The 25226-nt window shown below is 70.4% G+C and carries 18 protein-coding genes and 1 pseudogene; 1 reads left to right on the top strand and 18 read right to left on the bottom strand.

All coding sequences use genetic code 11. The annotated features are described in order from the left end of the window. Nucleotides 1-566 (bottom strand): DUF6851 domain-containing protein (locus ACFYWY_RS26175; protein ID WP_389190454.1); only part of this gene is annotated, 566 nt, incomplete at its 3' end. A gap of 58 nt (nt 567-624) precedes the next feature. Further along, entirely contained in the window at nt 625-1536 is a 912-nt protein-coding gene (locus ACFYWY_RS26170; protein WP_389190453.1) for an aromatic prenyltransferase, read from the bottom strand. 275 nt (nt 1537-1811) lie between these two features. Between ACFYWY_RS26170 and ACFYWY_RS26165 the strand changes: the two genes are divergently transcribed. Further along, complete coding sequence (locus tag ACFYWY_RS26165; protein WP_389190452.1) at nt 1812-2717, top strand: aromatic prenyltransferase; 906 nt, start codon at nt 1812-1814, stop codon at nt 2715-2717. 383 nt (nt 2718-3100) lie between these two features. Here the strand turns inward: ACFYWY_RS26165 and ACFYWY_RS26160 are convergent, their stop codons facing one another. The 16 genes and pseudogenes from ACFYWY_RS26160 to ACFYWY_RS26085 all read right to left on the bottom strand — a co-directional run bounded on the left by ACFYWY_RS26160 (nt 3101) and on the right by ACFYWY_RS26085 (nt 24879). Beyond that, nucleotides 3101-4699 (bottom strand): MFS transporter, encoded by a 1599-nt coding sequence (locus ACFYWY_RS26160; protein WP_389190451.1) that lies wholly within the window; start codon nt 4697-4699, stop codon nt 3101-3103. Nucleotides 4700-4792: 93 nt separating this feature from the next. Next, nucleotides 4793-5110: pseudogene (locus tag ACFYWY_RS26155) on the bottom strand (NAD(P)/FAD-dependent oxidoreductase); the annotation flags it as partial. A gap of 223 nt (nt 5111-5333) precedes the next feature. After that, nucleotides 5334-6119: a sigma factor-like helix-turn-helix DNA-binding protein gene (locus tag ACFYWY_RS26150; RefSeq protein WP_389190450.1), complete on the bottom strand. Its 786-nt coding sequence runs from the start codon at nt 6117-6119 to the stop codon at nt 5334-5336. A 226-nt stretch (nt 6120-6345) separates the two neighbouring features. Continuing rightward, nucleotides 6346-7734 (bottom strand): MFS transporter, encoded by a 1389-nt coding sequence (locus ACFYWY_RS26145; protein ID WP_389190449.1) that lies wholly within the window; start codon nt 7732-7734, stop codon nt 6346-6348. 117 nt (nt 7735-7851) lie between these two features. Further along, nucleotides 7852-9129, bottom strand: coding sequence for a cation:proton antiporter (locus tag ACFYWY_RS26140; protein ID WP_389190448.1), 1278 nt, complete (start codon nt 9127-9129; stop codon nt 7852-7854). A 72-nt stretch (nt 9130-9201) separates the two neighbouring features. Continuing rightward, nucleotides 9202-9951 (bottom strand): helix-turn-helix transcriptional regulator, encoded by a 750-nt coding sequence (locus ACFYWY_RS26135; protein WP_389190447.1) that lies wholly within the window; start codon nt 9949-9951, stop codon nt 9202-9204. A gap of 63 nt (nt 9952-10014) precedes the next feature. After that, nucleotides 10015-11088, bottom strand: coding sequence for a polyprenyl synthetase family protein (locus ACFYWY_RS26130; protein WP_389190446.1), 1074 nt, complete (start codon nt 11086-11088; stop codon nt 10015-10017). Nucleotides 11089-11255: 167 nt separating this feature from the next. After that, nucleotides 11256-12842, bottom strand: a complete 1587-nt coding sequence (locus ACFYWY_RS26125; RefSeq protein WP_389190445.1) for a class I adenylate-forming enzyme family protein — start codon at nt 12840-12842, stop codon at nt 11256-11258. Nucleotides 12843-13029: 187 nt separating this feature from the next. Further along, nucleotides 13030-14178, bottom strand: coding sequence for a DegT/DnrJ/EryC1/StrS family aminotransferase (locus tag ACFYWY_RS26120; RefSeq protein ID WP_389190444.1), 1149 nt, complete (start codon nt 14176-14178; stop codon nt 13030-13032). Nucleotides 14179-14192: 14 nt separating this feature from the next. Beyond that, the gene (locus tag ACFYWY_RS26115) at nt 14193-14750 is read right to left on the bottom strand and encodes a cupin domain-containing protein (protein WP_389190443.1); all 558 of its coding nucleotides are present in this window, start codon (nt 14748-14750) and stop codon (nt 14193-14195) included. Next, nucleotides 14747-15823, bottom strand: a complete 1077-nt coding sequence (locus ACFYWY_RS26110) for a type III polyketide synthase (RefSeq protein WP_389190442.1) — start codon at nt 15821-15823, stop codon at nt 14747-14749. Before ACFYWY_RS26110 ends, ACFYWY_RS26115 begins: the two co-directional genes overlap by 4 nt. A gap of 874 nt (nt 15824-16697) precedes the next feature. Continuing rightward, the gene (locus ACFYWY_RS26105) at nt 16698-17054 is read right to left on the bottom strand and encodes a DUF3099 domain-containing protein (protein WP_389190441.1); all 357 of its coding nucleotides are present in this window, start codon (nt 17052-17054) and stop codon (nt 16698-16700) included. Nucleotides 17055-17291: 237 nt separating this feature from the next. Then, nucleotides 17292-19025: a cytochrome bc complex cytochrome b subunit gene (locus ACFYWY_RS26100; protein WP_389190440.1), complete on the bottom strand. Its 1734-nt coding sequence runs from the start codon at nt 19023-19025 to the stop codon at nt 17292-17294. Nucleotides 19026-19432: 407 nt separating this feature from the next. Further along, nucleotides 19433-20980 carry an NAD(P)/FAD-dependent oxidoreductase gene (locus ACFYWY_RS26095; RefSeq protein WP_389190439.1) on the bottom strand — a complete coding sequence of 516 codons (1548 nt, stop codon included), beginning with the start codon at nt 20978-20980 and terminating at the stop codon, nt 19433-19435. Nucleotides 20981-21406: 426 nt separating this feature from the next. Next, on the bottom strand, nt 21407-22846 hold the full coding sequence (gene pcaB, locus ACFYWY_RS26090) for a 3-carboxy-cis,cis-muconate cycloisomerase (RefSeq protein WP_389190438.1): 1440 nt from the start codon (nt 22844-22846) through the stop codon (nt 21407-21409). Next, nucleotides 22843-24879 (bottom strand): FAD/NAD(P)-binding protein, encoded by a 2037-nt coding sequence (locus ACFYWY_RS26085; protein WP_389190460.1) that lies wholly within the window; start codon nt 24877-24879, stop codon nt 22843-22845. The genes pcaB and ACFYWY_RS26085 overlap by 4 nt, the downstream gene beginning before the upstream one ends. Nucleotides 24880-25226: the final 347 nt, after the last annotated feature.

Here is a 25226-nt window from a genome sequence, read left to right as displayed (position 1 = left end):
CAGCGCGAGGGGTCCGCCAGCTCGTCCGCGGTGTTCACGGGCCGGTAGCCGGTGTAGTCCTCGTAGGGCAGGCCGTTGTAGGTGCGGCCCTTGTCACCGAGGACGTTCATACCGTCGTGCGCGCGGGCCGCCACGACCGACGTGCCGGCCGTGTTGCCGATGCCGGCCGCGGTGGTCAGGTCCCGCGACTCGTCGTCAGGATCCAGACCCAGCGCGCCCATCGCCTGCCGCAGGACCGGCGTCCGCTCCTCGAACACCGCCTTCACCACCTGGAACATGGCGTACAGGCCGGCGATGTTCCTGTTCCGGTTGGTGGCCGACTCCCCCGCGGGGCGGCGCGGGATCCGCGAGTACACACCCACCGCGGTCGGGTGGTAGGGCGCCAGCGCGTCGAACCACGACGTCTGCAGCAGATGAGTCACCCAGGTGTACGTCGCCACGTCCCCCGGCGCCATCGCATCCGCCGGCGGATAACCCCCGCCGCCGTGCGTCGTGATCAGGTCCCGAATAAAATTGCCATTGTCGAAGTCGAAGGGTATCTGCTGGGCGCGACCGGATGTCGTCACAGGTGCGGCCTTTCCTTATAACGAGGTCTCCGGCGCTTCCATAAAGAGTGCGCGCCCGTCATTTCTGCGCTTCTATCGCCTTGAGGTGCAGCGGGGACACCCGGTAGTACGAGGCGAGGTCGAGGAATTCGCTGGTCTTCGACCACTTGGCGGCCGTGGCATTGATGAGGGCGCCGGCGTACTTGTGCGGGGTGTCCTGCATGAACTGCGCGATCCTCGGTTCCAGCCGGGCGGGAAGTTCCGCCAGGTCGATGGTGCGACGCGGCAGCGGGGCGAAGGAGATCCGGAGAATTTCCGAGGAATCCCAGCCGAGCGTGGCATAGACCCGGTACGCCTTACCGGCGTACGCCAGCATCTTGTCGCTCGGCTCGCTCATCCCGGTTTCGCGGAGCATGTCCCGCACGGTCTGCGGGGCGAGGTTCCCGGCGAGCGGGGCGGAGAGCTGGAAGTACAGGTTGATGGTCTTGCTCTTGCAGTCGACGCCGACCAGCGCCACGTCCTGCAGGCCGTAGCGGGCGAAGAACTCGGCGTTCTCGCCCACCGCACGCGGCATGGAGGGGATCTCGGCGAGCTTCGCCACCTTCTGCGCGTCGTGCGGGAAGTTCGCGTAGATCTTCTTGAAACCGCCGACGATCCCGCAGTCGATGTAGTGCTCGCTGGTCGGCGCCAGCGCCAGGATCTCCGAGAGCAGGGCACGCACCGGGCGGTCGTCCCTCTCCGTGAAGAACCCGTTCGCCAGAGCGTGCGCATAGGGGTCGGCGATACCCGGAGAAATCTGCACCGAGTACTCGAACTCCGCGACCTGCTCGCCGGCCTGGAGGCTGAAGATGACCCCGCCGGCGTCCGAGAACCCACCCTCGAATGCGGACAGGACCGGCCACACCTTGTCACGCGAAAAGGGTGCATCGACCAGTCGAGCGGATTCCTTGATGGCCGAATAGATCTCTTCCGCCCCAATGCCTCCGGACATCAAATATCTCCAAGCAGTCGGCGTCGGCAGTTCTTTCCACGTGGAATCCTGCGCCGCCACCTTAACAGGCACCGCTAGAAGGTCACTCGAAATGCACTAAGAGCAGGGATCTCCTTGACACGCCCAGCGCCCGCCGCCGACACTGCACGGGCGGCGAAAATGGGAACTGTCATGCCCGTCGGCCCTGATCCTCGACAATGCGGCCGCCGCTAAACAAATATCCGGTCGGCCGCCTCATTTCACAAGACTCAGCTCGGATGGAAACTGGAGGACGCATGACCAGCACAGGCGTGGAAGGTCTTTACACCGCCATCGAGGAAACGGCCGGACTGCTAGACGTATCCCCCTCGCCCGACAAGGTCCGGCCGATCCTGTCCACGTACGACCTCGACAAGGTCGTCGTCGCCTTCCGCGTGACCACCCGCGGCCACCAGGACCTCGACTGCCGCTTCACGGCGCTGCCCGCGGACGTCAACCCCTACCTCTACGCGGTGTCGAAGGGCATTGCCGAGGCGACGGACCACCCCGTCGGCAAGCTGCTCGAAGACGTCCAGGAGCACATCCCGGTCACCGCCCACGGCGTCGACTTCGGAGTCGTCGGAGGCTTCAAGAAGACCTGGACCTTCCTGCCCGTCAACGATCTGCAGAAGCTGTCGAAGGTCGCCGCCCTCCCGTCCATGCCGCGCAGCCTGTCCGAGAACCTCGACTTCTACGCCCGCTACGGCCTGGACGACAAGAACAGCATGATCGGGATCGACTACCCGAGCCGCACGGTGAACGTCTACTTCCTCCAGTTCCCCGACGCCTGCCGGGAGCCGGAGACCGTCCGCGCCATGCTGCGCGACCTCGGCCTTCCGGAGCCCAGCGAGCACCAGCTCGCGCTCGCCCGCCAGGCAGTGGGCATCTACACCACGCTGAACTGGGAGTCCTCCAAGATCCAGCGGATCACGTTCGCCACCATGGTCCCGGACGTCCGCGCACTTCCCGACCGCATCACGGTCGATGCGCAGGTCGAGAAGTTCGCCAAGAACGTCGCCTACACCTACCCCGGCCCCCTCCAGGGCCTGTACAACGTCGCCTCGTACTCCGGCGGCGAATACTTCAAGCTCCAGACGTACTACCAGCTCTCCGAGGGCTCCCTGGAGGCGAAGGTCCTGCTCGGCCCCGCCGCCGGCAGCTGACACACAATCGAAGACCGCGGCACGACTCCCTGCGGCAATCCGAGATGTCCGCCCTGCCACTTCTCCACCGAGTCCTGTGCTCACCAGGGCAACGACGGGGACAGGCCGACGCTTTCGGCGGAGGCATTCGGATGAGCGGCCTCGTACAGGGCCGGTACCGGTTCGCCGACTGAACAACTCAGCGCTCCCCTCTCGCCGAGCGGGAGGGGAGGCCTGCCGTCATGCCCTGCGTCGGCGGAGAGCGTCGATGGCCTTCACGACCAGCGCCCGCGCGTGCGCCCCGTACCTGGTCTGGGCCGGCGTCAGGTGCCGCGAGGTCGCGGCGCCTGACGCCCTGCCATGGCACGAACAGTCTGCGTGCCGTTCATCCAGTTCCTATGCGGTCATCGGGCGGCGACGGTCTCGGTGTCCTCCGCCTCGTCCGGCGCAGCCGCGGGGGTGGCATTGTTCGGGCCGCGGAAGGCGATGTAGACGAGCAGCACGCACATGACGGCGACGCCTGCCCACATGGACTGCTGCCATCCGTCGACGTAGGACTCCTTTGCGGCGTGGACCAGGTCCTGCGCGCGCGAGCCTGCGCTGCCCGAGGCCTCGACGGCGTTGGCGATGCCTTCCCGTGCGGTGTCCGCGGTCCCCTGGGGGATGCCGTCCAGCCTGTCGTCGATGGCGTCGCGGTAGCCGGCCGTCAGGATTGCGCCGAGCATGGCGACGCCGAGTGCGGTGCCGAATTCGCGGGTGACGTCGTTGAGGGCGGAGGCGACGCCTTGCTTCTCGCGCGGCAGGGAGCGGGTGATGGCCTCGGTGGAGGGCACCATGGCCAGGGCCAAGCCGAGGCCCATGACACAAATGCCGGGCAGGATCGACAGGTAGCCACCGTCGACGGAGACGAACAGGGCCATGAGCGCCAGGCTGACGCCGGTCAGCGCGATTCCCGCGGCCATGGTGGCGCGGGGGCCGATCTGCGCGGCCAGCCTGGGGGCCAGGCCGGAGGCCATCATCATCATGAGGGCCAGGGGCATCAGCGCCGCCGCGGACAGCAGTCCCGACCAGCCGAGCACGGCCTGGAGGAACGGGAAGAGGACCACGGAGATACCCGCCTGGACGCCGAAGACCACTACCAGCGTGATCGAGCCGCCGGCCAGGCCGCGCTCACGGAACAGGCGTACGTCCAGCAGCGAGGCGTCCCGGCGGCGCAGCTCCCAGGACACGAAAACGGCCGTGGCGATGAGGCCGACGGCGAGGCTGACCAGAGTCGCGGGTGCGGTCCAGCCGCGCTCCGGTCCCTCCTGCAGGACGAAGACGAGGCCGGCGACGGCGACGATGGACACCAGTGCGCCGACGGTGTCGAAGGCATGGGCGGAGCGCTCGTGGGAGTTGGGAACCGACTTCAGCGTCATGACCAGGGACATGACGATCAGGGCCACGGGCAGGACGAACAGCCAGCGCCAGTCGGCGACGTCGACGAGAAGGGCGGAGAGGAACATGCCCAGGATGCCGCCGCCTCCGGCGACGCCGGTCCACACACCGATCGCCTTTCCGCGCTGCTCCTCGGGGAAGGTGGAGGTGATGACGGCCAGGGTGATGGGCATGATCATTGCTGCGCCGATACCGCTGACCACGCGCGCGGCGAGCATCACCTCGGCGGTCGGGGCCAGGCCCGCCACCACGCTCGCGGTGCCGAAGACGACCAGCCCGGCGATCAGCATGGGCTTGCGGCCCAGGCGGTCACCGATCGCGCCGAGCGGCAGCAGCAGTGCGGACAGGGCGAGGGTGTAGATGTTGATGATCCACAGGACCGTGTTCTGCGAGGCGTCGAACTCGACGGCCATCTGCGTCTGGGCGACGTTCAGCCCGGCCACTGACGCGATGACGGCCATCAGCGCCATCGAGACGGTGATCAGGATCGCGCGCAGCTGACGCGCATCCGGCGCGCCCCCGCCGCTCCCGTCAGCGGGTGCCACCTGTTCAGGGTTCGTACTCATGGATTCCTCTCAAAAAGGGCATGCAGAGTCAGCGCCGGAGCAGGACCGGTCGCCGGGTGAATGGGAGGTGAGGTGCGGGCCCGGACGTGAGGTGGTGGTGGCGCCCTGTGTTGCGGCGAGGGCCGCGTCGGTGTCAGCGGTGGCCGACTGGGCGTTGATGCGGGAGGCGGCCAGGGCGCCGGCCGCGGTGGAGGCGCCGACCTGGGCGGTCAGGTCGGTGGCGTTGCCGGCCACCCACACGCCCGGCACCTCGGTGGTGCCGGCCATGCCGGAGGCGAAGCGGCGCCCCATGGTGTCGGGCAGCTCCCCCATCGGCAGCTTCAGTCCGTCCAGGCCCTCGGTGCGGGCCTGCATCTGGGTGGCGACCGGGAGGATGCGGCGGGCCACGAACGTGCCGTCGGCCAGGCGTACTCATGCGATGCCGCCGCCCTCGCTGTTCATGACTCCTGTACCGAAGCCGATGACGCTGATCGTCAGACCGATCAGCGCCAACCAGCGATTTTTGACAGCCATAGGTAAATGATAGCAGCTGTCACTTGATAGTGGATAGAGATTGGATGGGTCTCGCCATACGGTGGTGATGACGCGGACATGACATCAATTGCGGTGCGGGCGTGCGCACGCCGGCCCGTGCTCACCAGGCCCGGTTCGCCTCGCGCAGGACCGCGTAGGCCTCGGCCACCGGATCCGCGTACGCGAACTCCTCGCAGTTGACGACCAGGTGGATCGCCTCGATCCGCCCTTCGCGGACGTCGAGCGCCGTGCCGTTGAGGATCCTGCCGTTCCGGTCACGGAAGAGCGAGCCGGGCCGGCCGCTGACCCGATGCTCCTCCAGCGTCACGCCGATCCGCACCAGCGGTGGGACGATCGCCGACAACAGCCGGGCCACGTTCTCGGCACCGACGATGTAGGTGGGCCAGGGCAGCGGCTCGCGGTCACCGTCGCTGGTCGTGGCGATGGAGGCGACGAGCTGCCGGCACGCCTCCTGCGAGCACCCGAGGGCCGACGCGATCTCGTCGATGCCGCACCCGAACGCCTCCCGCAGCACGAAGACCGCCCGCTCGAGCGGGGAGAGCCGCTCGAGCACCAGCAGGGCCGCCGTCAGCAACGACTCCGCCAGCTCCGCCGGGCGCTCCGGGTCCCGGTCGAGACCGCCCGGGCCGCCCGGCAGCGGCTCGGCGGGCCACGGCACCACGTGCGCCTGCTGCCGCAGGCTCGCCGAGCGCAGGACATCGGTGGAGATCCGGGTCACCTCGGCCGCGAGATGCCCCTCGATCGACGCCGGCCGCGTCGGGGTGTCCGCCCAGCGCAGCCGGGTCGCCTCGACCGCCTCCTCCGCCTCGCTCGCACTGCCCAGAATCCGGCGGGCGATCGCGAACAGCAGCGGCCGTACTCCCTCGAACTCCTCGGTCCTGGTCACAGCGCCTCCTCCTTCACATCCCGGCTTCACAACGGGCGACTGGCTCCCCACTCGTACTTCCGCTCACGGGGGGCCTCACCCCGGTCCTCGCGCAGGACGGCGCGCCCGCCGACGGGGGAAGGGTGACGGGCGGGCCGGGGAGGGGCTTGCGGGCGTCATCGCAGGAGCGACGGACCGTCAAGTTCCGTACATGCTGAGGAACTTCGAGTAGTTCGGTTCAGTGCGGTCACGACCGCTCGGAGACCGGGCCCGGCAGCGGCCGGGGCGCGACGGCGTACGACTCCTCCTGCTGCTTGCGGCTGCGGGCGGGCAGCGCCAGCGTGGCCAGCAGGGCGCTGCCGACCGGCAGGGCGAGGACGAGCAGGACCGTGGCCAGCGACCAGCCCGCGTCGACCATGATGCCGCCGAGCAGACCGCCGGCCAGCGGCCCCACCTTTCCCACGCTGTTCGCCCAGCTCACGGCGGTGGCACGGACGGCCGGCGGATAGGCGACCGCGGTCGTCGCCTGCAGCACCGAGGTGGCCGCCGGCAGACACAGCCCGAGCAGGAACGCCGTGACGAGCAGCGCGGTGAACTGACCGGCCGCCAGGGCGGCCGCCGTGAGACCTACCGCGGTCATCACCCACAGGGCCGCCAGCACCCGGAACCGGTCGAACCGCTTGAGGACGAAGGACACCGAGAGCTGTCCGATCAGACCGCCCCACCCGAACGCCGCGACGGACACCGCGGCCTTTGCGTCCGTCAGGCCCTCGCGCTCGGCCAGCAGAGGCAGATAGGTGATGATCACGAACGCGACCCCCTGCCCCAGGAAGAAGCACAGCCACAGCAGGAGAGTCGTGCGGGCGAAGTCCCGGGACAGCACGGCCCGCGGGGTGGGCCGCGAGCGCTTGCGCACCGCGCTCTGGTCCCAGTCCACCCAGGACAGGTCCTCGCCCGGAACGACGGCCTCGAGGACGCCGCGCAGTTCCTCCCGCGGCCGCTTGCGGGCGGCGAGCACGCCGAGGGACTCCGGAATGACCCGGACGATCGCCGGAATCAGCAGCAGCGGAGCGATTCCGCACACCACCAGCAGCGTGTGCCAGCCGAAGGCGGGGATGAGGACCGAGGCGAGGATCCCGCCGAGGGTGGTACCGGCCGTCACCCCGGCGAAGGCCAGCGCGACCATCTGGACCCGGCGTCCCGCGGGCATCCAGTCCGCGACGAGCACCATCACCGTCGGCAGCACCGCGCCGAGCCCCAGGCAGGCCACGGTGCGGAACCCGGCGAACAGGCCGATGCCGTCCGTGAATCCCATGGCGACCGTGCCCAGGCCGAAGGCGGTGGTGCCCACGAGGGTGACGACCTTGCGCCCGTACCGGTCGGCGAGCGGGCCGGCGGCCGCACCGCCGATGATCATCGCCAGGACGCCCAGCGTCACGGTCGCCGTCACGGTGTCGCCGCCGACTCCCCAGTCCTCCTTGATCCTGGGGTAGACGAAGGCGACGACGGAGATGTCCAGCCCTTCGGCCACCATCGCGAGCAGGCCCACCCTCACGATGAGCCGCTGCCGGCGGCCCATCGGCCTTTGATCGATGAACTCCTGCGGACTCGGTCCTGCCGAGGCATCCGTGCTCATGAGCGGCAGCCCCTTTCCTGTGAAGCTGTGCGGGTCGTACGACGGTCCGGGTGCCGCCGTCGGCGAGCAGGGCGGCAGAGCGCCCTTGCCGTGGTGTGCGTGGAGGAAACAGCCTGTTCAGGCGGCCGTGCGGGCCGTCTGCGCCTCTGCCGTGGGGTCGGAGAGGTACGGGGGCGCGTCCGGGTCGTCGGCCTTGGGACGGCCGAGGATCCAGTTCAGCAGCGGGCCCGTCATCGCTGTGGTGATCACGGCCATGACGACCATGAGCGAGTAGAGGTCCTGTCCGAGGAAGCCCAGTTGCAGGCCCACGTTCAGGACGATGAGCTCGGTCAGGCCGCGGGTGTTCATCAGCGTGGCGAGCGCGGCGGACTGCCGCGGCGGCATCCGGTTCAGCCGGGCGGCGGCGAACGCGCCGATGAACTTGCCGCCGACGGCCACCAGCAGGATCAGCGCCAGGGCTCCCAGGCCGCCCATGTCCAGCTTGGAGAGGTCGACCTGGAGGCCGGAGACCAGGAAGAACACCGGCAGCAGCAGGGCGCCGGTCATCTGCCCGAGCCGGTCGTGCACCTGGGTGCGCAGCCGCTCGGTGCCGGTGCGCGGGAGGATCGCGCCGAAGAGGAACGCGCCGAAGATGTAGTGCAGCCCCACCCACTCGGTGGCGGCGGCGGACAGCAGCAGACCGGCCAGGACCCACGTGAACACCGTCGGGGTGAGCCGGAGTTCGGGCCGGCGGGCCGCGTAGCGGTGCAGCAGGGGGCGTACCACGAAGAGCATGGCCAGCAGGTAGGGGACGGCGAGCAGCATGCGCCACTGCTCGGCGCCGGCCGAGCCGCTGACGGCGACCACGGCGGCGAGCAGGACCCAGGCGAGGACGTCGCCGATGGCGGCGCAGGCCACGGCCATCACGCCCAGCGGGGTGTGTGTCATCTGCCGGTCGGTGAGGATGCGGGCCAGGACCGGGAACGCTGTGATCGCCATGGCGATGCCCATGAACAGCATGAACGCCGTCTTGTCATCGGTGCCGTAGTCGTCCACCAGGTAGAGCGCCAGGAGTATGCCGAGGCCGAAGGGCACCAGGGTGGAGCTGAACGAGACGGTGGTGGCAAGGCTTCTGTTGCCGCGCAGCAGTGCGGCGTCGACCTCCAGGCCGACGATGAACATGAAGACCGCGATGCCGACCGCTGCCAGGGCGCTGAGCAGAGGCCGGATGTCGACCGGGAACAGGGCGTCGGAGGCCGCCCCGTCGAAGAGGGTCGGTCCCAGTGCTATGCCGGCCAGGACCTCGCCTATCACCGCCGGCTGACCGAGCCGCCGGGCCAGCACGCCGAGCAGGCGTGCCAGCAGCACGATGACCGCTAAGCCGAGGAGAAGGGACGTGGTCTGATGTGTGTTCATACCTTCTGTCTCCGTAAGCCGGGGTTCCGTGCACGCCCGGTGTGGTTGGCGCGGGCGGGCAGGCAGGGCAGGTCACGCGGCCAGCGGCTGCGGGTCGATACCCATCAGAGCGGAGAGGATCGGAGGTCGGGTCCAATCCATGGGGGACAATGTGAGGTCGAGGGGGCGGCCCGGGCCGCCCTCCACCCGCACCGGGCCCACGGTCGCCGTCAGCAGGATGCGGGCCGGGCCGGTGGTGCCGGCGGGGTCGCTGCCTGGGGCAACGGCGTGGATGTACCACGTGCCTTGGGGGATCCGGGCGAGGGTGAAACGGCCCCGGGCGCAGGCGTTGCTCCAGGAGGCAGGGACGCCCTGCAGGAGGGCGCTGTCGAAGACGCCGACGCAGGCGGTGGAGAGTTCGGCGCCACAGGTGCGCAGCACACCTGTCACCGAGCCGGTGGAGCCGGGCGGCATGGCCGGCGCGGCTTCGAGCAGGGCGGGCTCGCGCAGCTCGCCGCGGGCCGACAGCGAGAGCTTGCGGTACTGGGTGGGAGAGAGTCCGACCGACTCGGTGAAGCGGCGGGTGAAGCTGCCGGTGCTGCTGTATCCGACGCGTGCCGAGACGTCGGCGACGTTGAGCGAGGTGCTCAGCAGCAGGCGTTTGGCCTCCTGTAACCGGACGGCGGTCAGGAAGCGGCCCGGGGTGACTCCGGTGACGCGGGTGAACACGCGCAGGAAGTGGTACTTGCTGACCATGACGCTGCGCGCCAGGTCGTCGAGGGTGAGGGGCTCCCAGAAGCGTTCGCGGATGATGGTGACGGCATGCCGTACTAAGTGCTCCATGAAGGGCGCTCCTGGTCGCGGTTATTCGTCCAGTACTGCCGCCGGAGATCTCCGAGAGGCTGCTCAGTTGTCGCGGTAGGTGACGCGCAGGGCCATGTCCGCCAGTTCGGCGCGCCACGCGGGGTCGACGGGGGCCTCGGCGATGGCCTTGCGGCCCCGCTCGACGAGGTCGGCGATGCGCCGTTCGACGTCCTGGGGGACACCGGTGTCCAGCAGGCGGCGGCGCACCTCGTCGGGGGTGTGCCCGGGCTCCGTCATCAGGGTGCGGACGCGCTCGTCGCGCTGCATCGCCCAGCCCAGCAGCAGCGTCATCTTGTGCTGGCTGAAGTCGAGTCCGGCGGGCTTGCCGGTCTGCGCGGAGTCGCCGAAGGCGTCCAGCAGGTCGTCGCGGAGCTGGAAGGCCTCGCCGACCGCTTCGCCGTACTCCGCGAAGGCGGCGGCGAGGTCGGGGCGGCCGGCCCCGTTGGCGCCCATGACCAGCGGCCGGTGGATGGTGTAGCGGCCGGACTTGATCAGGGCGATCAGGCGGGACAGGCGGGGATCGACCGAGAACTCGGCGGCCGCGGTGACGTCCAGGCACTGGCCGACGTGCACCTCGGAGCGCAGGCTGTGCCACTCCGCGAGCAGGCCCGAGGGGGCCTGGGACATCAGCTCGTCCGAGTACACGAGCGCCAGGTCGCCGATGAGGATGGCCATGCCTTCGCCGTAGCGGCGGGCCTCGCCCCGCCAGCGGTGGGTCTGGTGGTGCTCGGCGAACACTGTGTGCATGGTGGGCTTGCCGCGCCGCTGTGTGGAGTTGTCGACGATGTCGTCGTGAATGAGGGCGGAGACGTGCAGCATCTCCAGGCCCGCGGCGGCCGCCACGATCCCGGGGTCCTGCGGGTCGCCGCCGGCGGCGAGATAGCCGGTGAGGCAGAAGGCGGGCCGGATTCGCTTGCCGCCCGAGGTGACCAGGCCGGACAGGGTGTCGAGGACGACGCCCGCCCGTGCGTCCACCTCGGCGAAGCGGGCGCGTCCGGACTCCAGGAACGAGCGCAGCCGGTGCTCCACCCGCTCCAGCAGGCCATCGGTGATACGGCGCACGGAGGCGGGCGTCTCCTGGCCGTCGGCGGGCCGGGAGGTCACGTCGTTCGTCACTGCGTATCTCCTTGAGCAGGGCGTGTGAGCACGTGCGGCGGGCGTGGTGGACGGCGCTGCGGAGCTGGGACCCGGCCGATTCGCGTGCTGAACGGCTCGCGAGACAGCCCGGGGAAGTGCCCTGCACGGTCTGGGGGCACTCCCCCGTCGAGGCGTCGGTGCGCGGGTCAGGCCGACTTCTGCAGCTGCTCCTCGAAGCGGCGGGCCAGCGCGAGGCGCTGCACCTTCAGCGTGGCGGTGCGGGGCAGCTCGGACTGCAGGATCTGGACGGGATCGGCCAGCTGGGGGAACGCGGCGACGGCCGCGCGCCAGCGGCCCAGGTCCAGCGGCTTGTCGTCGACGGTGCAGATCACCGGGACCGGTTCGGAGTTCGGGCCCTGTACGACGACCAGTTCGCTCAGCTCGCTGAGCTTGCTGAGCACCACGTCCTCGACCTCCAGGGAGCTGCGCACCCCGGGGATCATGTCGACCTCGCGGTCGAGCATGTGCAGGCAGCCGAACTTGGTGCGGTAACCGACGTCGCCGGTGCGCCACCAGGCGCCGCTGCGGTTGGTGTCGTACCGCTCCTGCTCGCCGAAGTAGGTTTTCGCCAGGCCGTCCCAGGCGACCTCGATGAAGCCGGGGTTCTGCTCGGAGGGGATCTGTCCGTCACGGCTGACCACGCGGATCCTCGCGGCGCCGTGCGGCATGGCCCAGCCGACGCAGCGGCCGTTGGCCTTGTGCGCGGAGTGGCGGAAGTAGGCGCGGCCGACGGCCGGGCCGACCTCGCTCTGCCCGTAGATCTGGAAGAACAGGGCCCCGCGCCGGTTGGACGACTTGAGCAGCCGGCTCATCGTCCTGGGGTGGATGGCGTCGAACGTGCTGCTGAAGACCTTCACCGACCCGAACGGCATGCGTGGGTCTTCGGAGAGCTCTTCCCAGTCCATCAGCGAGTTGGGAAGCGCCTCGACGAACACCGGCCGGTGCTCGAGGAACTGCTCGGCGACGTCGGCGGGATCCGACTCCCTCATGAGCAGGACCGGGAACTCCTTGAGGAGTGCCAGGGACATCGCCGCGACCATCCGCGAGTGCACGAAGGGGATGTGGATCGCGACGGTCTCCTTCTTCCGCATCAGTGCGAGCAGGCGCCACTGCGGTACGAGGCGGATGCCCTGGGTGCGAGGCGTGTGCACCACGAGCTTGGGAATCCCGGTGGTGCCCGAGGTGTGGGTGATCACGGCGGGCGCGTCGATCGGCCGGACCACCGGCTTGACCCGCGGCGCGCCGGCGAGTTCGGCGAGCGAGATGGCCCCCGGCCGTTCGCCGCCCACGGCGATCACCCGCTTGGTGAGGTCCGCGAGCGGTATCTCGGCCAGTTGGTCGAGCTTGTGCACGTCGGTGAGCAGGTTCGGCTGGTCCACCCGCTCGAGCAGGGCGCCGACGGTCACGGCGTCCAGGGCGGGCGACAGCATCACGACGACCGCTCCGATGCGGGACGCCGCAGCGGCGAGCATCCAGATGTCGGCGTTGGCGGTCTTGTGGATCACGACGTGTTCGTCGGGGCGGACACCGGCCGCCCACAGGCGGGCCGCCAGGTCGTCCACGTGGCCGGCGTACTGAGCTACCGTCAGCCGCCGTCCCGCCTCGGGCAGGACGTCCAGGTCATGGTCCAGGGTGATCGGCGTCGACCCGTTCACGACCGCGGCCATCTCCGGCAGCAGGCCGATGTGAAGACCGCGCTTCTGTATCGATGTGTAGGCTGTAGAGCCCTTCATGGGGACTGTCTCCTTTGGGGCACCTGCGAGGTCAACGACGCACTGTGCGGGAATCCGTGGCGGAGTGGGCCGGCGCCGTCACATGCCGAACGATCCGGCGGGTGCGATGTCTGTGGCCGGTCCCGGTCACGTCCGCTTTCTTGCCCTGGCCGTGGCGGGTGTCGAAATCAGGGCCGGGGTACGTGCTCTACGCGGCGCGCCGGCCGGACGTCGCGTGGTTCCCAAGCGCGGTACGGAGGACTTCCGCGACCCGTTCGACCTGGTCCATGCTCAGTTCGGCGTGCATGGGTATGGCGAGGTTGCGGCGGAAGAGATCCGCCGAGACCGGGCATGTCTGCTTCGTCTCGAACACGGGCTGGACGTGCGTGGCCCAGGTGCCGTGCCCGCAGCCGATGCCCTGGGCGCGCAGGTCGGTGGCGACCTGGGCACGGTCCACGCTCTCATCCAGCGTCACCATGTAGGACTGCCAGGCGTGGGTGCGGTCCTCGGGCACGTGCGGCAGCGTGAGGAGTTCCTCGTCGGCGAGCAGTTCGGCGTAGCGCGCCGCGACGGCGCGACGGCGCTGAAGCAGTTCGTCGATCCGGCCGATCTGCACCTGCAGGATCGCCGCGGCGATGTCGGACAGCTTGAAGTTGTAGCCGATCTCGGTGAACTCCGGGATCGGCAGGCCGACGACCTGCGCCTGGTCGAAGATGCTTCCGATACCGAAGGATGCGCGCAGGCGCGCGTCCTGCGCGATCGCCGGGTCGGCGGCGATCAGGGCCCCGCCCTCACCGCTTGTGGCTCCCTTGCGCCCGTGGAAGGACAGACAGGCCACCTCGGCCAGTGCGCCGGCCTCGCGCCCCTGGTACGTGGCGCCGACCGCGCAGGCGGCGTCCTCGACGACGAACAGCCCGTGGCGGTCGGCGATCGTCTGCAGCTGCGCGTAGTCGGCGGGCATACCGACCGTGTCGACCGCGATCACACCCACGGTTCGCGGACCGATCAGGTCCCCCACCGCCTGCGGGTCTATGGTGCCGGTGTCGGCGCGCACGTCGGCGAAGACCGGGACGGCGCCGACGTATCGCACCGCATGGGCGGGTGCCGGGAAGGTGTAGTCGGCGACGATCACTTCGTCGCCCGGTTTGACGCCGAACGCGAGCATGGCCAGGTGGAGCGCGGCGCCGCAGTTGCTCACCGCGACCGTGCCGCCGGCGCCGTAACGCCGGGTCAGCTGGGCTTCCAGCGCCTTGCCCTTCGGGCCCTGGCCGGCCGGCCAGCCCGAGGAGAACACCTCCGCGACGGCTGCCAGCTCCTGCTCACCCAGGCTCGCGTGAACCAGGGGAATCGTGTCCATGGTGCTCATCTCCCTTACGCTCCACGTTCTGTTGCCGACTGGGGATGAAGGAGGGTGGGGGGTTCGTAGCGAAGCGGCGTGAGCTGATGGACGTCGTAACGTCGGCGCATCTGCTCCACGGCCTCGGCGTCCACCGGCCCGCCGGCCGCCCAGATCTCCGCGATCTCCTCGAAGTAGTACTCGTGATAGGGCGACGGATAGCACTGGAACAGCATGCGTGCCGGCTTGTCCGAGGCGTTCCTGAACGCGTGCGGGGTGCCCGTGGGAACGAACATGCAGGCGCCCTCAGTTGCCCGGACGACCCGGTCTCCGTCGGGAGACTCCCAGTCGTGCCAGGATTCCTCGGTCCGCTTGGCCGGCTCGAACGCCAGGAGCTGAAGCTCCCCTTCCAGGACGTAGAAGAATTCCTGCGAGTCGTTGTGGACGTGCGCCCCGACATCGAATCCGGGCGGCACAACCACCTCGAATATGGATACGGAGGAGCCTTGCGCCTCAGTGGCCTTGAAGGTCACTTCCTGCGCCTTTGTGATCAGCTTTCGCCCCTCACCGGGTGGGAGGATGAGGCCGGTCATGCGGCCTTGTCCATCTCGCCCGGCGTGTCGACGCCCCATCGGCCCAGCGCCATTTCTGCGGTGATGCCGGGACCGAAACCCGCGATCAGACCGGTGGCCTCGGGCATCGGGGCGTCCTCTTCGAACAGCCTGCGCGCCGCGTCGAATACGACGGCGCTGGCGATGTTTCCGTACTCGGTCAGGGTCGCCCAGCTGTGGCGGAACACCTCGCGGTCGACTTCGAGGAACTTGGCGAGATCGTCCAGGATCCGCGGACCGCCGGCGTGGACGATGTAGAAGTCGAGGTTGCCGGCGTCCCAGCTGTGGTCCTTGGCGAACTCTCGCAGCACCGGGGCCAGCGGTTCCATCGTCCCGGGCACCCGGCGATCCAGCTGGAAGTGGAAGCCGGTGTCCCGCACGGAGTAGGAGATCCAGTCCTCGGTGTTCGGGATGAGGTAGGAGGCGTTGCGCTCCAGCTCTATGCCGACGCCACCGTTGCCCCGCACCACGGCGGCCGCGACCGCGTCACCGAACAGCCCGTCGGACAACAGCGAACCGATGTCGTCCGCGTCCGGCTGGTAGCACAGCGAGCACAGCTCGCACGACACGATCAGGACATTGCTCGCCGGGTGGGCCATGCAGAAGTCGTGGGCGCGGTTGATCGCTGCACCACCCGCGGCGCACCCCAACTGCGCGATGGGTATCTGGCGGGTGTCGGACCGGAATCCGAGCTTGTTGATCAGCCATGCGGTCAGCGACGGCATCAGGAACCCGGTGCACGATACATATATGATCGCATCGATGTCACGTGCCGTTACGTCGGCGTTTTCCAGGGCTTGTTCGACGACCTCGGGGCACCGCTTCTTGGACTCGATCTCATAGATGCGGTTGCGTTCCGTCAAGCCCGGATGATGGAGCGTCTTCTCGATGGGCTGTACGATATGCCGCTTCTGCACCCCCGTGTTCCGAATCAGGCGAAGCGCCAGAGGAAGCTGCGGCTTTCCACCATGGACCCTTTGGGCGAATTCCAGAGTCTCTTCCATCGTGATGACGTATTCCGGCGCATTCACCGCGGGCTTGCATAGCCTAGGCATATCTGGGATCTACTTTCTCTAGAGTCTGCCTTCTGTACGTGAAGGGCCTTTCGCGCACTCCCGGTCCTGCCCGGCTGGGCGACAGCGAGGTCGGTTGCACGCCGTGACCACGGCGCTTTGCGCACAGCTTCCGGAATCTCTTGCGACAGCCTTTGACCAGCACGATGCAGTGGCCCGAGGCGGGTGATGTCGTTCGTCTGCCCGCCGGCGTCGACCCGGCTGCGATCGCCTGCGCCACCCGGCGGGCATGGGACGGCCGACCCACTCGCGACGGCCCGATCGGGCACGTCACCGTCGATCCGGCCCGGTGGCCGGCGCATGGTCGTCCCACAGGTGCACGGTGGTGACTGATGCAGAGGGCACGGCTTACGACCGGCCGGAGGGGAACCGGCTGCGTGGCAAGCCAGGATGATCCTCGGACATCGCCGGCGTCCGGGCCTGCCGCCTCCCGCCGTCTCCCGCACCGCCATGGGCAGTTGGGCCAACGCCGGTCCAGGAACCGGCACGCAGAACCCTGCAACGAGAAGGCGTGGATGAGGTGTTGGTGAAATCCGTCGCTCAAAGCCCCTGCGAGCGTTTGGACGGTACCGCCCAGATACAGCGCCATACCTGACACGGACTCGGTCTACGGGCTGGTGGACGCGGCACTCAATCCACTGCCACACGGCAGGTTTTGGGCAGGGAAGGCTTGCCCAAATAGTGACACGGTTGGCCTCTCCGCGCCAAGAGCCCCTCAAAGTGACGTGGCTCACGTCACTTTGAGGTCGCACGCGCCGGAGCCCTGGACCGGCAACGGCACGGGTTCGCCGGCCTGGAGAGCATGGCCGCGCTGTCCGCTCGCCTGGATGCGGTGCGGCGGCCGGCGTCCCCCGGGTCAGCCCGCCGTGTCAGCCGCCGTGTTCCGTTCCGGCGGCAGGATCAGGGTGGGTTCGAGGACGACGCGGGTGGCGGGCTCTTCGGGGGCCCACCCCAGCGCGGGCCGCGCGCCCCGCTGCTGGCGCCACCCGGCCTGGGCGGCCACCACGGCGACGTACGGGATGAGCACCGCGCCGATGAGGGCGCAGACCGCGAGGGCAGGCCAGCGGTTCCAGGTGACGGCCATCAGGACCACACAGGCACTGCGCACCAGCATGGCCGCGACGTAGCGGCGCTGACGGCCGCGCAGGTCCCGCGTCAGGCCGGTGCGCGCCCGGGTGATGGACTCGAACCGGTGCCATGGGGTTGTGGTCATCGGGCCTCCGTGGATACTCCGGCGTCGGCGCCGGACAACCGGAATGGGAGCGGGACCCTGCCGGGCTGGACGCGGATCCCGCGCTGTGCGAACGTTCGCCTGTCCTGCGGCCGCGCGCTGCGGGCGCGAGGACAGCCGGTGTCACGTCATACGGCGAAACGACGGCGGCGCGGGTGACCGTCCTTGGATCACACGCGCCGCCTTCGCTGGCCCGGTCCTCTGCGTCGTGCCGCCGGGTCAGCGCAGTTCCTGGTCCGCCTCCCGCTCCTCGAGGGCGTGCTGCCTGCCGGTTTCCCGGTGCCCGTTGGACGAGAGCCCCTTGGGCGAGGCGTGCCCGTTGGACGAGTGCGCGAGGTGTTCCAGAGCCTCCTGCATCTCCTGCGGTGTCGGCTTGGCGACCTGCCCGCCGTACAGCCAGCGGCTGAGCCGGTAGCGCACCATCTCCCCCCTGCCCTGCGGATTGGGCACGCCGTCGCGTTCCGGTGCGGGCACCGGCAGCGTCTCGGGGGTCTCCTTGGAGAGCAGCGCGTACTCCTGCCCGCGCTCGAGGCGCTCGTGCACCTCGACGAACTCGCCGTGGGGCAGCCTCACGATCTTTCCGCTCTCGCGGCCGTGCAGGAGCTTGTCGCGGTCCCGCAACTGCAGGCCCAGACAGATCCGCTTGGTGATGACGTAGGTGGCCGCCGGGACGAGGAAGACTCCGATCCTCACCGCCCAGGTGATCGCGTTCAGGGACAGATGGAAACGCTCGGCCAGGATGTCGTTGGCGCCTCCGAAGAACAGCACCAGGTACAGGGCGACGAAGGCGCAGGCGAACGCGGTCCGCGTGGGGTGGTCGCGGGGCCGGTCGAGGAGGTGGTGCTCGCGTTTGTCCCCGGTGACCCAGGCCTCCAGGAACGGCCAGAGGGCGATCACGGCGGCCATCAGCGTGGGCAGGACGACGGCGGGGATCAGGATGCCGAGGTTGATGGTGTAGCCGCCCGGGATGACGAACTCCCAGGCGGGGAAGGCCCGCAGGGCGCCTTCGAGGAAGCCCATGTACCAGTCGGGCTGGGAGCCCTGGGAGATCAGGTCGGCGCGGTAGGGGCCGTACACCCACACGGGGTTGATCTGAGCGATGCCCCCGAGCAGCGCGAGCACTCCGGTGACCAGGAAGAAGAAGCCGCCGGCCTTGGCCGTGTAGTGCGGCGTCAGGGGCTGGCCCACGACGTTGTTCTCGGTGCGGGCCGGGCCCCGGAACTGGGTGTGCTTGTGGTAGAAGATCAGGATCAGGTGGACGGTGAGCAGGGCCACGATGAGTCCTGGGAGCAGCAGGATGTGGAAGCTGTAGAGCCGGGGGATCGCGTCCGTGCCCGGGAACTCGCCGCCGAACAGGAACATCTGCAGATACGTGCCGACCAGCGGAATGGCGAGTGTGACGCCCTCGGCGATGCGCAGGCCGGTGCCCGAGAGCAGGTCGTCGGGGAGCGAGTACCCGAAGAAGCCCTCCAGGGTGACCAGGATGAGGAGCGTGAAGCCGATCAGCCAGTTGGCCTCGCGCGGATTGCGGAACGAGCCGGTGAGGAGGTGCCGCAGCGTGTGCAGGCAGAGCGCACCGATCATGATCAGGGCCGACCAGTGGTGCAGCTGGCGTATGAACAGGCCGCCGCGCACCTCGAAGCTGATCTCGACTGTGGAGGCGTAGGCCTGCGACATCCGCACGCCCTCCAACGGGGCGTGGGTGCCGTGGTAGACGGTCTCGGCCATGCTGGGCTCGAAGAAGAAGGTGAGCCAGATCCCGGTGAGGATGAGCATGACGAAGCTGTAGAGCGCTATCTCGCCGAACATGAACGACCAGTGGTCGGGGAAGACTTTGCGGATCAGGAACCGGAAGTTGTAGATCCCGAGCCGCCCGTCCGTCCAGTCGGCGATGCGCTCGCCCCTCGACGCTGTGGTGCGCGCACTCTGCGGCGTTGTTTCGGTCCTGCTCATACCCGCGCGCACTCCCCTCGCCGCTCTGCTGTCACGGACACACCCGGTCCGGCCGGTGAGCGGTCGGTGGGGTAAGCGGCCTGCCGCGGCGGAAGCAGGTTTGTGCCCTGGAGCGGATGGAACGGTATCGGCCCGCGACGCGGCCGGACAACCGAGCTCGAGCCGAAGCTCTGGTCCAACTGGACTGGTTCTTGAGCGAGTTTCGAGTCACCCGGGTATACATCGGCCTCCCGCGTACACAACAGGCCTTGATTTCCAGCCGTGTTAGGGGTGGTCACCGACTCCCGGCCGCTTAAGTCGGCCTCTACAACGGCTAATTGCTCCACTCTCGTCATACGTCAAGCGTATGACTGCGTCCGCGCGGCCTGCGACCGGGTACAGCTTGCCGCGCCTGGACGGCGGGGCGCTCACGGCCGCCGCCGGTCACCGGCGGGTGCCGCGGTCGGCCACTGCGCCGACGAGCCCGTGGGGTGCGAGCGCGTGGAGCCGGTGGAGATCCCGATGGCGGGTACGTTCGGTGCGGCGGGGCGGCGCCGCCGCGCGTCCGGGCCGTGGGTGGTGCTGGGTGGCGCCGCGGGGGCGGGGCCGCGCGGGCCGCGGAGCGCGGCCCGAAGCACACGCGGCCGCAGCACCGCGGCGGGCGGGGCCCCCGTCTGAAGCCCTTCGAGCAGCATCGTCGCCGCGTACGGGTCGGTTCTCGCGGCGGCCGCGATCCGGGCCGCGTAGCGCCTGCTGAGCCGGGCGCGCAGGGAACCCGGCATGCCCTGGTCGCCCTCCGCCGCGCACAGGTTGCGGGTGCTCAGCTGCCAGGCGGGGGCCACGCGGTGGGCCAGGGCCTGGCGCAGCCGGTAGCTGAGGCCGATCGCTGTGCCGTGGCTGGCCAGCATGTGGTCCAGGACGAGGGCGCACTGCACGGCGAGCGTCATGCCCTGGCCGTGGGCCGGGTCGAAGGCCGCGAGGGCGTCGCCGACGACGAGGAACTGGTCGGGCCAGCGGCGCAGCTTCTCGTAGTGGCGCCAGCGGTTCTCGGTGCGGCTGCAGCCGTAGACCGGGCCGAGCGGCGTGGCGCCTTCGATGACGTCGCGCAGCAGCGGGTGGCTCAGGGCGCCCAGCTCGCGCAGCAGCCCCTCGTGGTCGGTGGGCGGTTGCGTGCCGTCACGGGTGCTGAGCGACACCGACCAGCGGCCGCCCTCGATGGGGTTGAGCATGCCCTGGCGCGCGTTGCCGGACGAGGCCATGAGTAACAGGCTTTTCCAGTCGGCGACATGGCCGGTGGGCGGGGCGAACACGGCGGTGGCGTACGCGGTTCGGGCACCGGCCACTGTTTCTCTGGGGGGCTGGTAGCCGAGTTCGGCCAGCCATTGGGGGGCATGCGAGCCGCGCCCGGAGGCATCCACCACGAATTCGGCGGATATCAGGCGCCGGGGGGCCCAGCCGTCGGGCGCCTTCCGGTCCCGGCCGCGCACCCATACGCCGGTGACGGTGTCGTGGCGGCCGGGCTGCAGGGCGACGGCCTCGTGGTCCTGCACGAAGGCCACCTTGGGGTCGGCGCGCAGCCGGTCGCGGATGACCGCGTCGATCAGGTCGCGGCCGGCGCTCAGCATCGACAAGCCGGAGTCGAACCGGGGCAGCCAGCCGCTCGGGCCGAGCAGCAGCATGTCCTTTGGCATACGGACGCGGACCGCTCCGGCGCCGGTCAGGTCCTGGCCGATGCCGGGAAACAGTTGCTCCAGGCCCTGGTGGGCGGCCGGCATGAGGCTGTGCGTGTGCCGTGCCTGGGGCACACCTCGGCGCCGCCCGGGTCCGCGTGGCACCCAGTCGCGCTCGATCACGGTGACCTTGTCCATGAAGTTGGCCAGGGCCCGCGCCGCCGTGAGCCCGGCGAGACTCGAGCCGATCACCACGGCGTGGCCGTGGCCGCCGCCCTTGTGGACAACACGTGCGTCCAGACTCAACTCGGCTGCCCCTCCTTGTGTGTTGTGGTTGCATCATGCGGGGCGCGGCCGTCCGTGCGGGGTGGTTCGGATCGTCGGGGGCGGGAGTTCGAGTGGTGCTCGAGTCAGTCCCGAGGCAGTCCCGAGGAGGACTCGAGCCAGGCCGCGCGGAGCGCCGGCAGCGGCCGGGGGCTCGGTCGGGGGCTCGGTCGGGTTCGGGCCGGCGCCGGTGCCTGGGCGCGTCGGCCCGATCACGTCGCGGCCTGTGCTCGGTGAGCCGCGGCCGGCGTTGCGCGGATGCCCCGGCGACGCCGTGTGCCGCGGCACGCGGCGTCCTGCCGGCGGGCGACGGCGCACCCACCTCGTCTCTCGCGGCGCGGGGGCCCGGGTACGACGCGAACGAGAGACCCATCCGGACCGCGCCCGTCCGGCGCCCGCTTGTCCTGCTTAGGGCGCCGGGGTCCGTGCGCGCTCCGGTGCGGTGAGCGCCCGGTCGACCAGAGGACCGGCGGCGCCGGTGTAGCCGGCCGGGTCGAGCAGAGCAGCCGCCTCGCCCCGGCTCAGCACGCCGGCGAGCTGGGGGAGTTCGGCCAGCACGTCGGCCAGCGGCCGGCCGGTCTGGGCGGCGAGCTGTGAGGCCTGCGTCAGCAGTTCCTTGGCGGCCGCCTTGCCCAGGCGCGGCGCCAGGACGGCCGAGACCCGCTCGGAGACGAGCTGCCCGCCGGTCGCGTCGAGGTTGGCGCGCATCCGCTCCGGGTGGACGGTGAGCCCCTGGGCGAGTTCGACGGCCGTGTGCGCGGCTCCGCCGGTGAGCCGCAGGCATTCGCGCAGCGGCTGCCACTCGGCGTGCCACACTCCGGCCGAGCGCTCGTCCTCGGCCAGCAGGCACTGCATCAGCACGGTGGCCAGGGCGGGCACTTGGAGGGCGGCGGAGCGGATCAGGGTCGCGAGTACGGGGTTGCGCTTGTGCGGCATCGCCGAGGAGGCCCCTCGCCCGGCGACCGCGGGCTCGGCCACTTCGCCGACCTCGGTACGGGTGAGCACCAGCACATCTGCGGCGATCTTGCCGAGGGCCCCGGCCGTGTGGGCGAGGGCGGCGGCCAGGTCGGCGACGGGGGTGCGCAGGGCGTGCCAGGGCAGTACGGGGGTGGCCAGGCCCGTCTCGGCGGCGAAGGCGGCGCCGAGTTCGTCGAGTACGGCCGCGGGGTCGGCGCCCTCCCCCGCGTGCTGCAGATAGCCGGCCAGTGTTCCCGCCGCGCCGCCGAGCGCCACCGGAAGCCCGCCGTGGGCGATCCGTTCGAGGCGCTCGGCGGCGTCCAGGACCAGTTGGCGCCATCCGGCCGCTTTGAGGCCGAAGGTGGTGGGCACGGCGTGCAGGGCCAGGGTGCGGCCCGCCATCACGGTGTCCCGGTGCGCGGCCGCCAGGCCGGCCAGAGCGGCGGCCACGGCCCGCAGATCGGCGACGATCAGGCGCAGCGCGCGTGCGGCCACCAGCATCGCGCCGGTGTCGAAGACGTCCTGGCTGGTCGAGCCGCGGTGCACGTATTCGGCAGCCTGCGGTGAACGCTCCGCGACCACCGCGGTCAGCGCCTTGACCAGGCCCACGACCGGGTTCGCGGTCTCCCGCGCGGCCAGTGCCAGCTCGCGTACGTCCAGCAGGTCGGCGCGGGCGGCGGCCGTGATGGCCTCGGCCGCGTGCAGGGGCACCGTGCCGCAGCGGGCCTGGGCGCGGGCCAGGCCCGCCTCCGCGTCGAGCATCGCCTGCAGCCAGGCGCGGTCGCCCACGGCCGCCTCGACGGGGGTGCCCGCCCGGACCGGTGAGAGCAGCCCGGCGTCCAGATGGGCGGGCAGGGTTCCCGTCCGCGGGGATTCGTGCAGGGAGGTCATGCGCCTGCCTTCGCGTTCGGGGGCGTGATCGTGGTGGAGGCCGTCCGGCCTGTCGCAGGGGTGTTCAACGGTGCTGGCAGAGGCGGCAGTTCGGATACGGCGAGGACTGCCGCCGCGATGGCGTCGGAGTCCTCCAGGGTGACCGAGCCGACGCCGGGTCTGATGCCCGCGGCGGTCACCCAGTGCACGGACTCGGTGGGCACCCCGTAGGCGAAGCGCCGTGGATGCGGTACGCCCCGGGCGTCGATCAGGTGGTAGGGCCGCTCGGACACGGCGAGGCCCCCGGTCTCGTAGTCCGCGCCGCCCGTGCCGTCGTCGCCGGTGCCGCCTTCTCCGCAGGGGATGCGGTACAGACGGCACTGCCCGGTGCGCAGCAGCCGGCTCATCAGGGGGTCCGCGGTGCGCCGCAGATCGATTTCGGGCAGGCGGGCCTCGATGAGCACCGTGGCCCGCACCCGCACGTCCGGTATCTCGCTCGACGTACCGGTGAAACAGGGGCCGAGCGGGCCGTGCGGGTCGGCGGTGACGCGCAGTCCGGGGCCGGTCACCTCCAGGACGCCCGCGTCCATGAGCGCGGCCATCTCCTCGATGCGGGACGCCGGGGGGCCTATGGACAGATAGGCGTTGAGCGGTGTGTACCAGCGCTCGAGGTCGTCGCGGTGGGACGCGGCGGTCAGGCCGGCGTGGTCGACGGCGAGCCGCACCTCGTTGCGCAGGTCTCGCAGGACGTCGAGTGCGGCCTTGACCGGTCCGCTGACGTTGCCCTGGCGGGCCAGGCGGACGTCCTCGTCGAGGTGGTCACGCAGCCAGCCGCGGAAGGCTGCCGGGCCGCGCAGGGCGCGGGTGTCGTAGGGGCGGGCGACGCGCTGCCAGTCCCAGCGCTCGGCCGCCTCGATCCCGGCCTCTTCGAGGAGCCGGTCCTCGGCCTGGCCCGGCTCGGCGTGCAGATACCGCTCCGTGAACTCCTCGCAGGCCGAGGCGGGTTCGCCGCGTGCCGCGAGCAGGGTCGCGTAGTAGACACCGCACACCTCCTTGGAGATCAGCGGCCACAGGTCGGCGGCGAAGTCGATGGCCGCGCCGCGGGTGTCCCGGGCGCGCAGCGCAGCGATGTACCCGGCGGTGAGGAGCCGGGGTAAGTAGCGCCCGTGGGCGCCCTTCTCGTTCTCGCCGCGCGCCTGGTAGGGCACACCGCGCCGGGACCCCGCGTACAGGCCCGGCTCGCGGCCAGAGGGCCGGTAGACCAGGCGGCCGCCGACGCGGGTGAAGACGCCGCCGCGGCCGTGGGTGAACAGCGCCATGTAGTCGAAGAAGTTGAGCCCGAGCCCGCGCAGCAGCACGCTCTGGCCGGGCTGGATGCCCGACAGGTCCACGTCGGCCGGGTTGGCGGGGGCCAGGTAGGTCAGCCCGTGCCGGGCGGCGAAGTCGGTCAGCTCTCGTTCCGTGTCGGTGGGCCGAACCGGTACGTGGCCCTGGGCGAGGACGACCGCGGACAGGCCGGTCAGCCGGGTGCCGTCCTCGAGTACGACCGTCTGCGTCCCCGCGTCCGGGGTTCCGGGGCCCGCGTCCTCGAGGGCGACGGCCCGTACGGGATGCGTGCGCACCCTCATGTGCGCGGCGGCGTTCGCGACGACCCGCCGGAACGCCCATGTCAGATAGCAGCCGTAGAGCGCGCGGGTGGGATAGGCGTCGGGGCCGAGGCCGCGCGCCTCGGCGAGGATCTCGTCGTAGGCGGCCTGCGGGCCGGGATCGAGCGTGCCCGGCTCCAGGGCCTTGGCCCACTCGTACAGGCTCGGCCCCTCCTCCAGCGGACCGTCGATGCGGACGCTGGCGTCGGTGTAGACCGTCACCTGGGAGGCGACGGTGTTCATCAGCAGGTGCCGGGACTGTGCAGGGCGCCACACCCGCCCCGAGCCCGGCGGGTCCGGGTCGACGACATGCACGGTGACGGTGTCCCAGCGGGGCGACTTCCGTTCCTGCGCACAGAGCCGTTCCAGTACGGACAGGCCCCTGGGGCCGGCGCCGACGAGACACACCTCCAGGTGTGCCGTGGTGCCGTTGTCGGCCGGCGGGGCGGGTTCGCGGGTGTCCGGGCGGCCGGGTGACGATGGGTCACCCGAGGGGAACTGAGCGGCTGCGCTGACCAGCGGCCCTGCGAGGAGCCTGCTGCTGACTGCGCGTTCGCCTCCGTGCGTACCGTCCACAGTGCCTCCTTCCTCCGCCACCGTCGGGGCAGGCGCTCAACCAAGGCTCGGTTCCGGGTGGAAGCGGACTTGAGGAGCGGGAGCGGAACAGTGCCGGAAGGCGGTGGCCGCCGGTGCGGAGCCCGCGAGCCGCCTCCGCAAGCCGACCCCAACGAGGCTGTATCGGGACTCGAGTCGCT

Origin of the sequence: Streptomyces sp. NPDC002870, assembly GCF_042888505.1 — a bacterium.
Classification (GTDB): domain Bacteria; phylum Actinomycetota; class Actinomycetes; order Streptomycetales; family Streptomycetaceae; genus Streptomyces.
The sequence above is the reverse complement of the archived record's forward strand: the minus strand, read 5'-3'. Positions and strand labels throughout refer to the sequence as shown.

Bases quoted from the DNA above. Each gene is read 5' to 3' on its own strand.
- ACFYWY_RS26170 (WP_389190453.1), bottom strand. From the start codon at position 1,536: ATGTCCGGAGGCATTGGGGCGGAAGAGATCTATTCGGCCATCAAGGAA.
- ACFYWY_RS26165 (WP_389190452.1), top strand. From the start codon at position 1,812: ATGACCAGCACAGGCGTGGAAGGTCTTTACACCGCCATCGAGGAAACG.
- ACFYWY_RS26160 (WP_389190451.1), bottom strand. From the start codon at position 4,699: ATGAGTACGAACCCTGAACAGGTGGCACCCGCTGACGGGAGCGGCGGG.
- ACFYWY_RS26145 (WP_389190449.1), bottom strand. From the start codon at position 7,734: ATGAGCACGGATGCCTCGGCAGGACCGAGTCCGCAGGAGTTCATCGAT.
- ACFYWY_RS26140 (WP_389190448.1), bottom strand. From the start codon at position 9,129: ATGAACACACATCAGACCACGTCCCTTCTCCTCGGCTTAGCGGTCATC.
- ACFYWY_RS26135 (WP_389190447.1), bottom strand. From the start codon at position 9,951: ATGGAGCACTTAGTACGGCATGCCGTCACCATCATCCGCGAACGCTTC.
- ACFYWY_RS26125 (WP_389190445.1), bottom strand. From the start codon at position 12,842: ATGAAGGGCTCTACAGCCTACACATCGATACAGAAGCGCGGTCTTCAC.
- ACFYWY_RS26120 (WP_389190444.1), bottom strand. From the start codon at position 14,178: ATGGACACGATTCCCCTGGTTCACGCGAGCCTGGGTGAGCAGGAGCTG.
- ACFYWY_RS26115 (WP_389190443.1), bottom strand. From the start codon at position 14,750: ATGACCGGCCTCATCCTCCCACCCGGTGAGGGGCGAAAGCTGATCACA.
- ACFYWY_RS26110 (WP_389190442.1), bottom strand. From the start codon at position 15,823: ATGCCTAGGCTATGCAAGCCCGCGGTGAATGCGCCGGAATACGTCATC.
- ACFYWY_RS26105 (WP_389190441.1), bottom strand. From the start codon at position 17,054: ATGACCACAACCCCATGGCACCGGTTCGAGTCCATCACCCGGGCGCGC.
- ACFYWY_RS26100 (WP_389190440.1), bottom strand. From the start codon at position 19,025: ATGAGCAGGACCGAAACAACGCCGCAGAGTGCGCGCACCACAGCGTCG.
- pcaB (WP_389190438.1), bottom strand. From the start codon at position 22,846: ATGACCTCCCTGCACGAATCCCCGCGGACGGGAACCCTGCCCGCCCAT.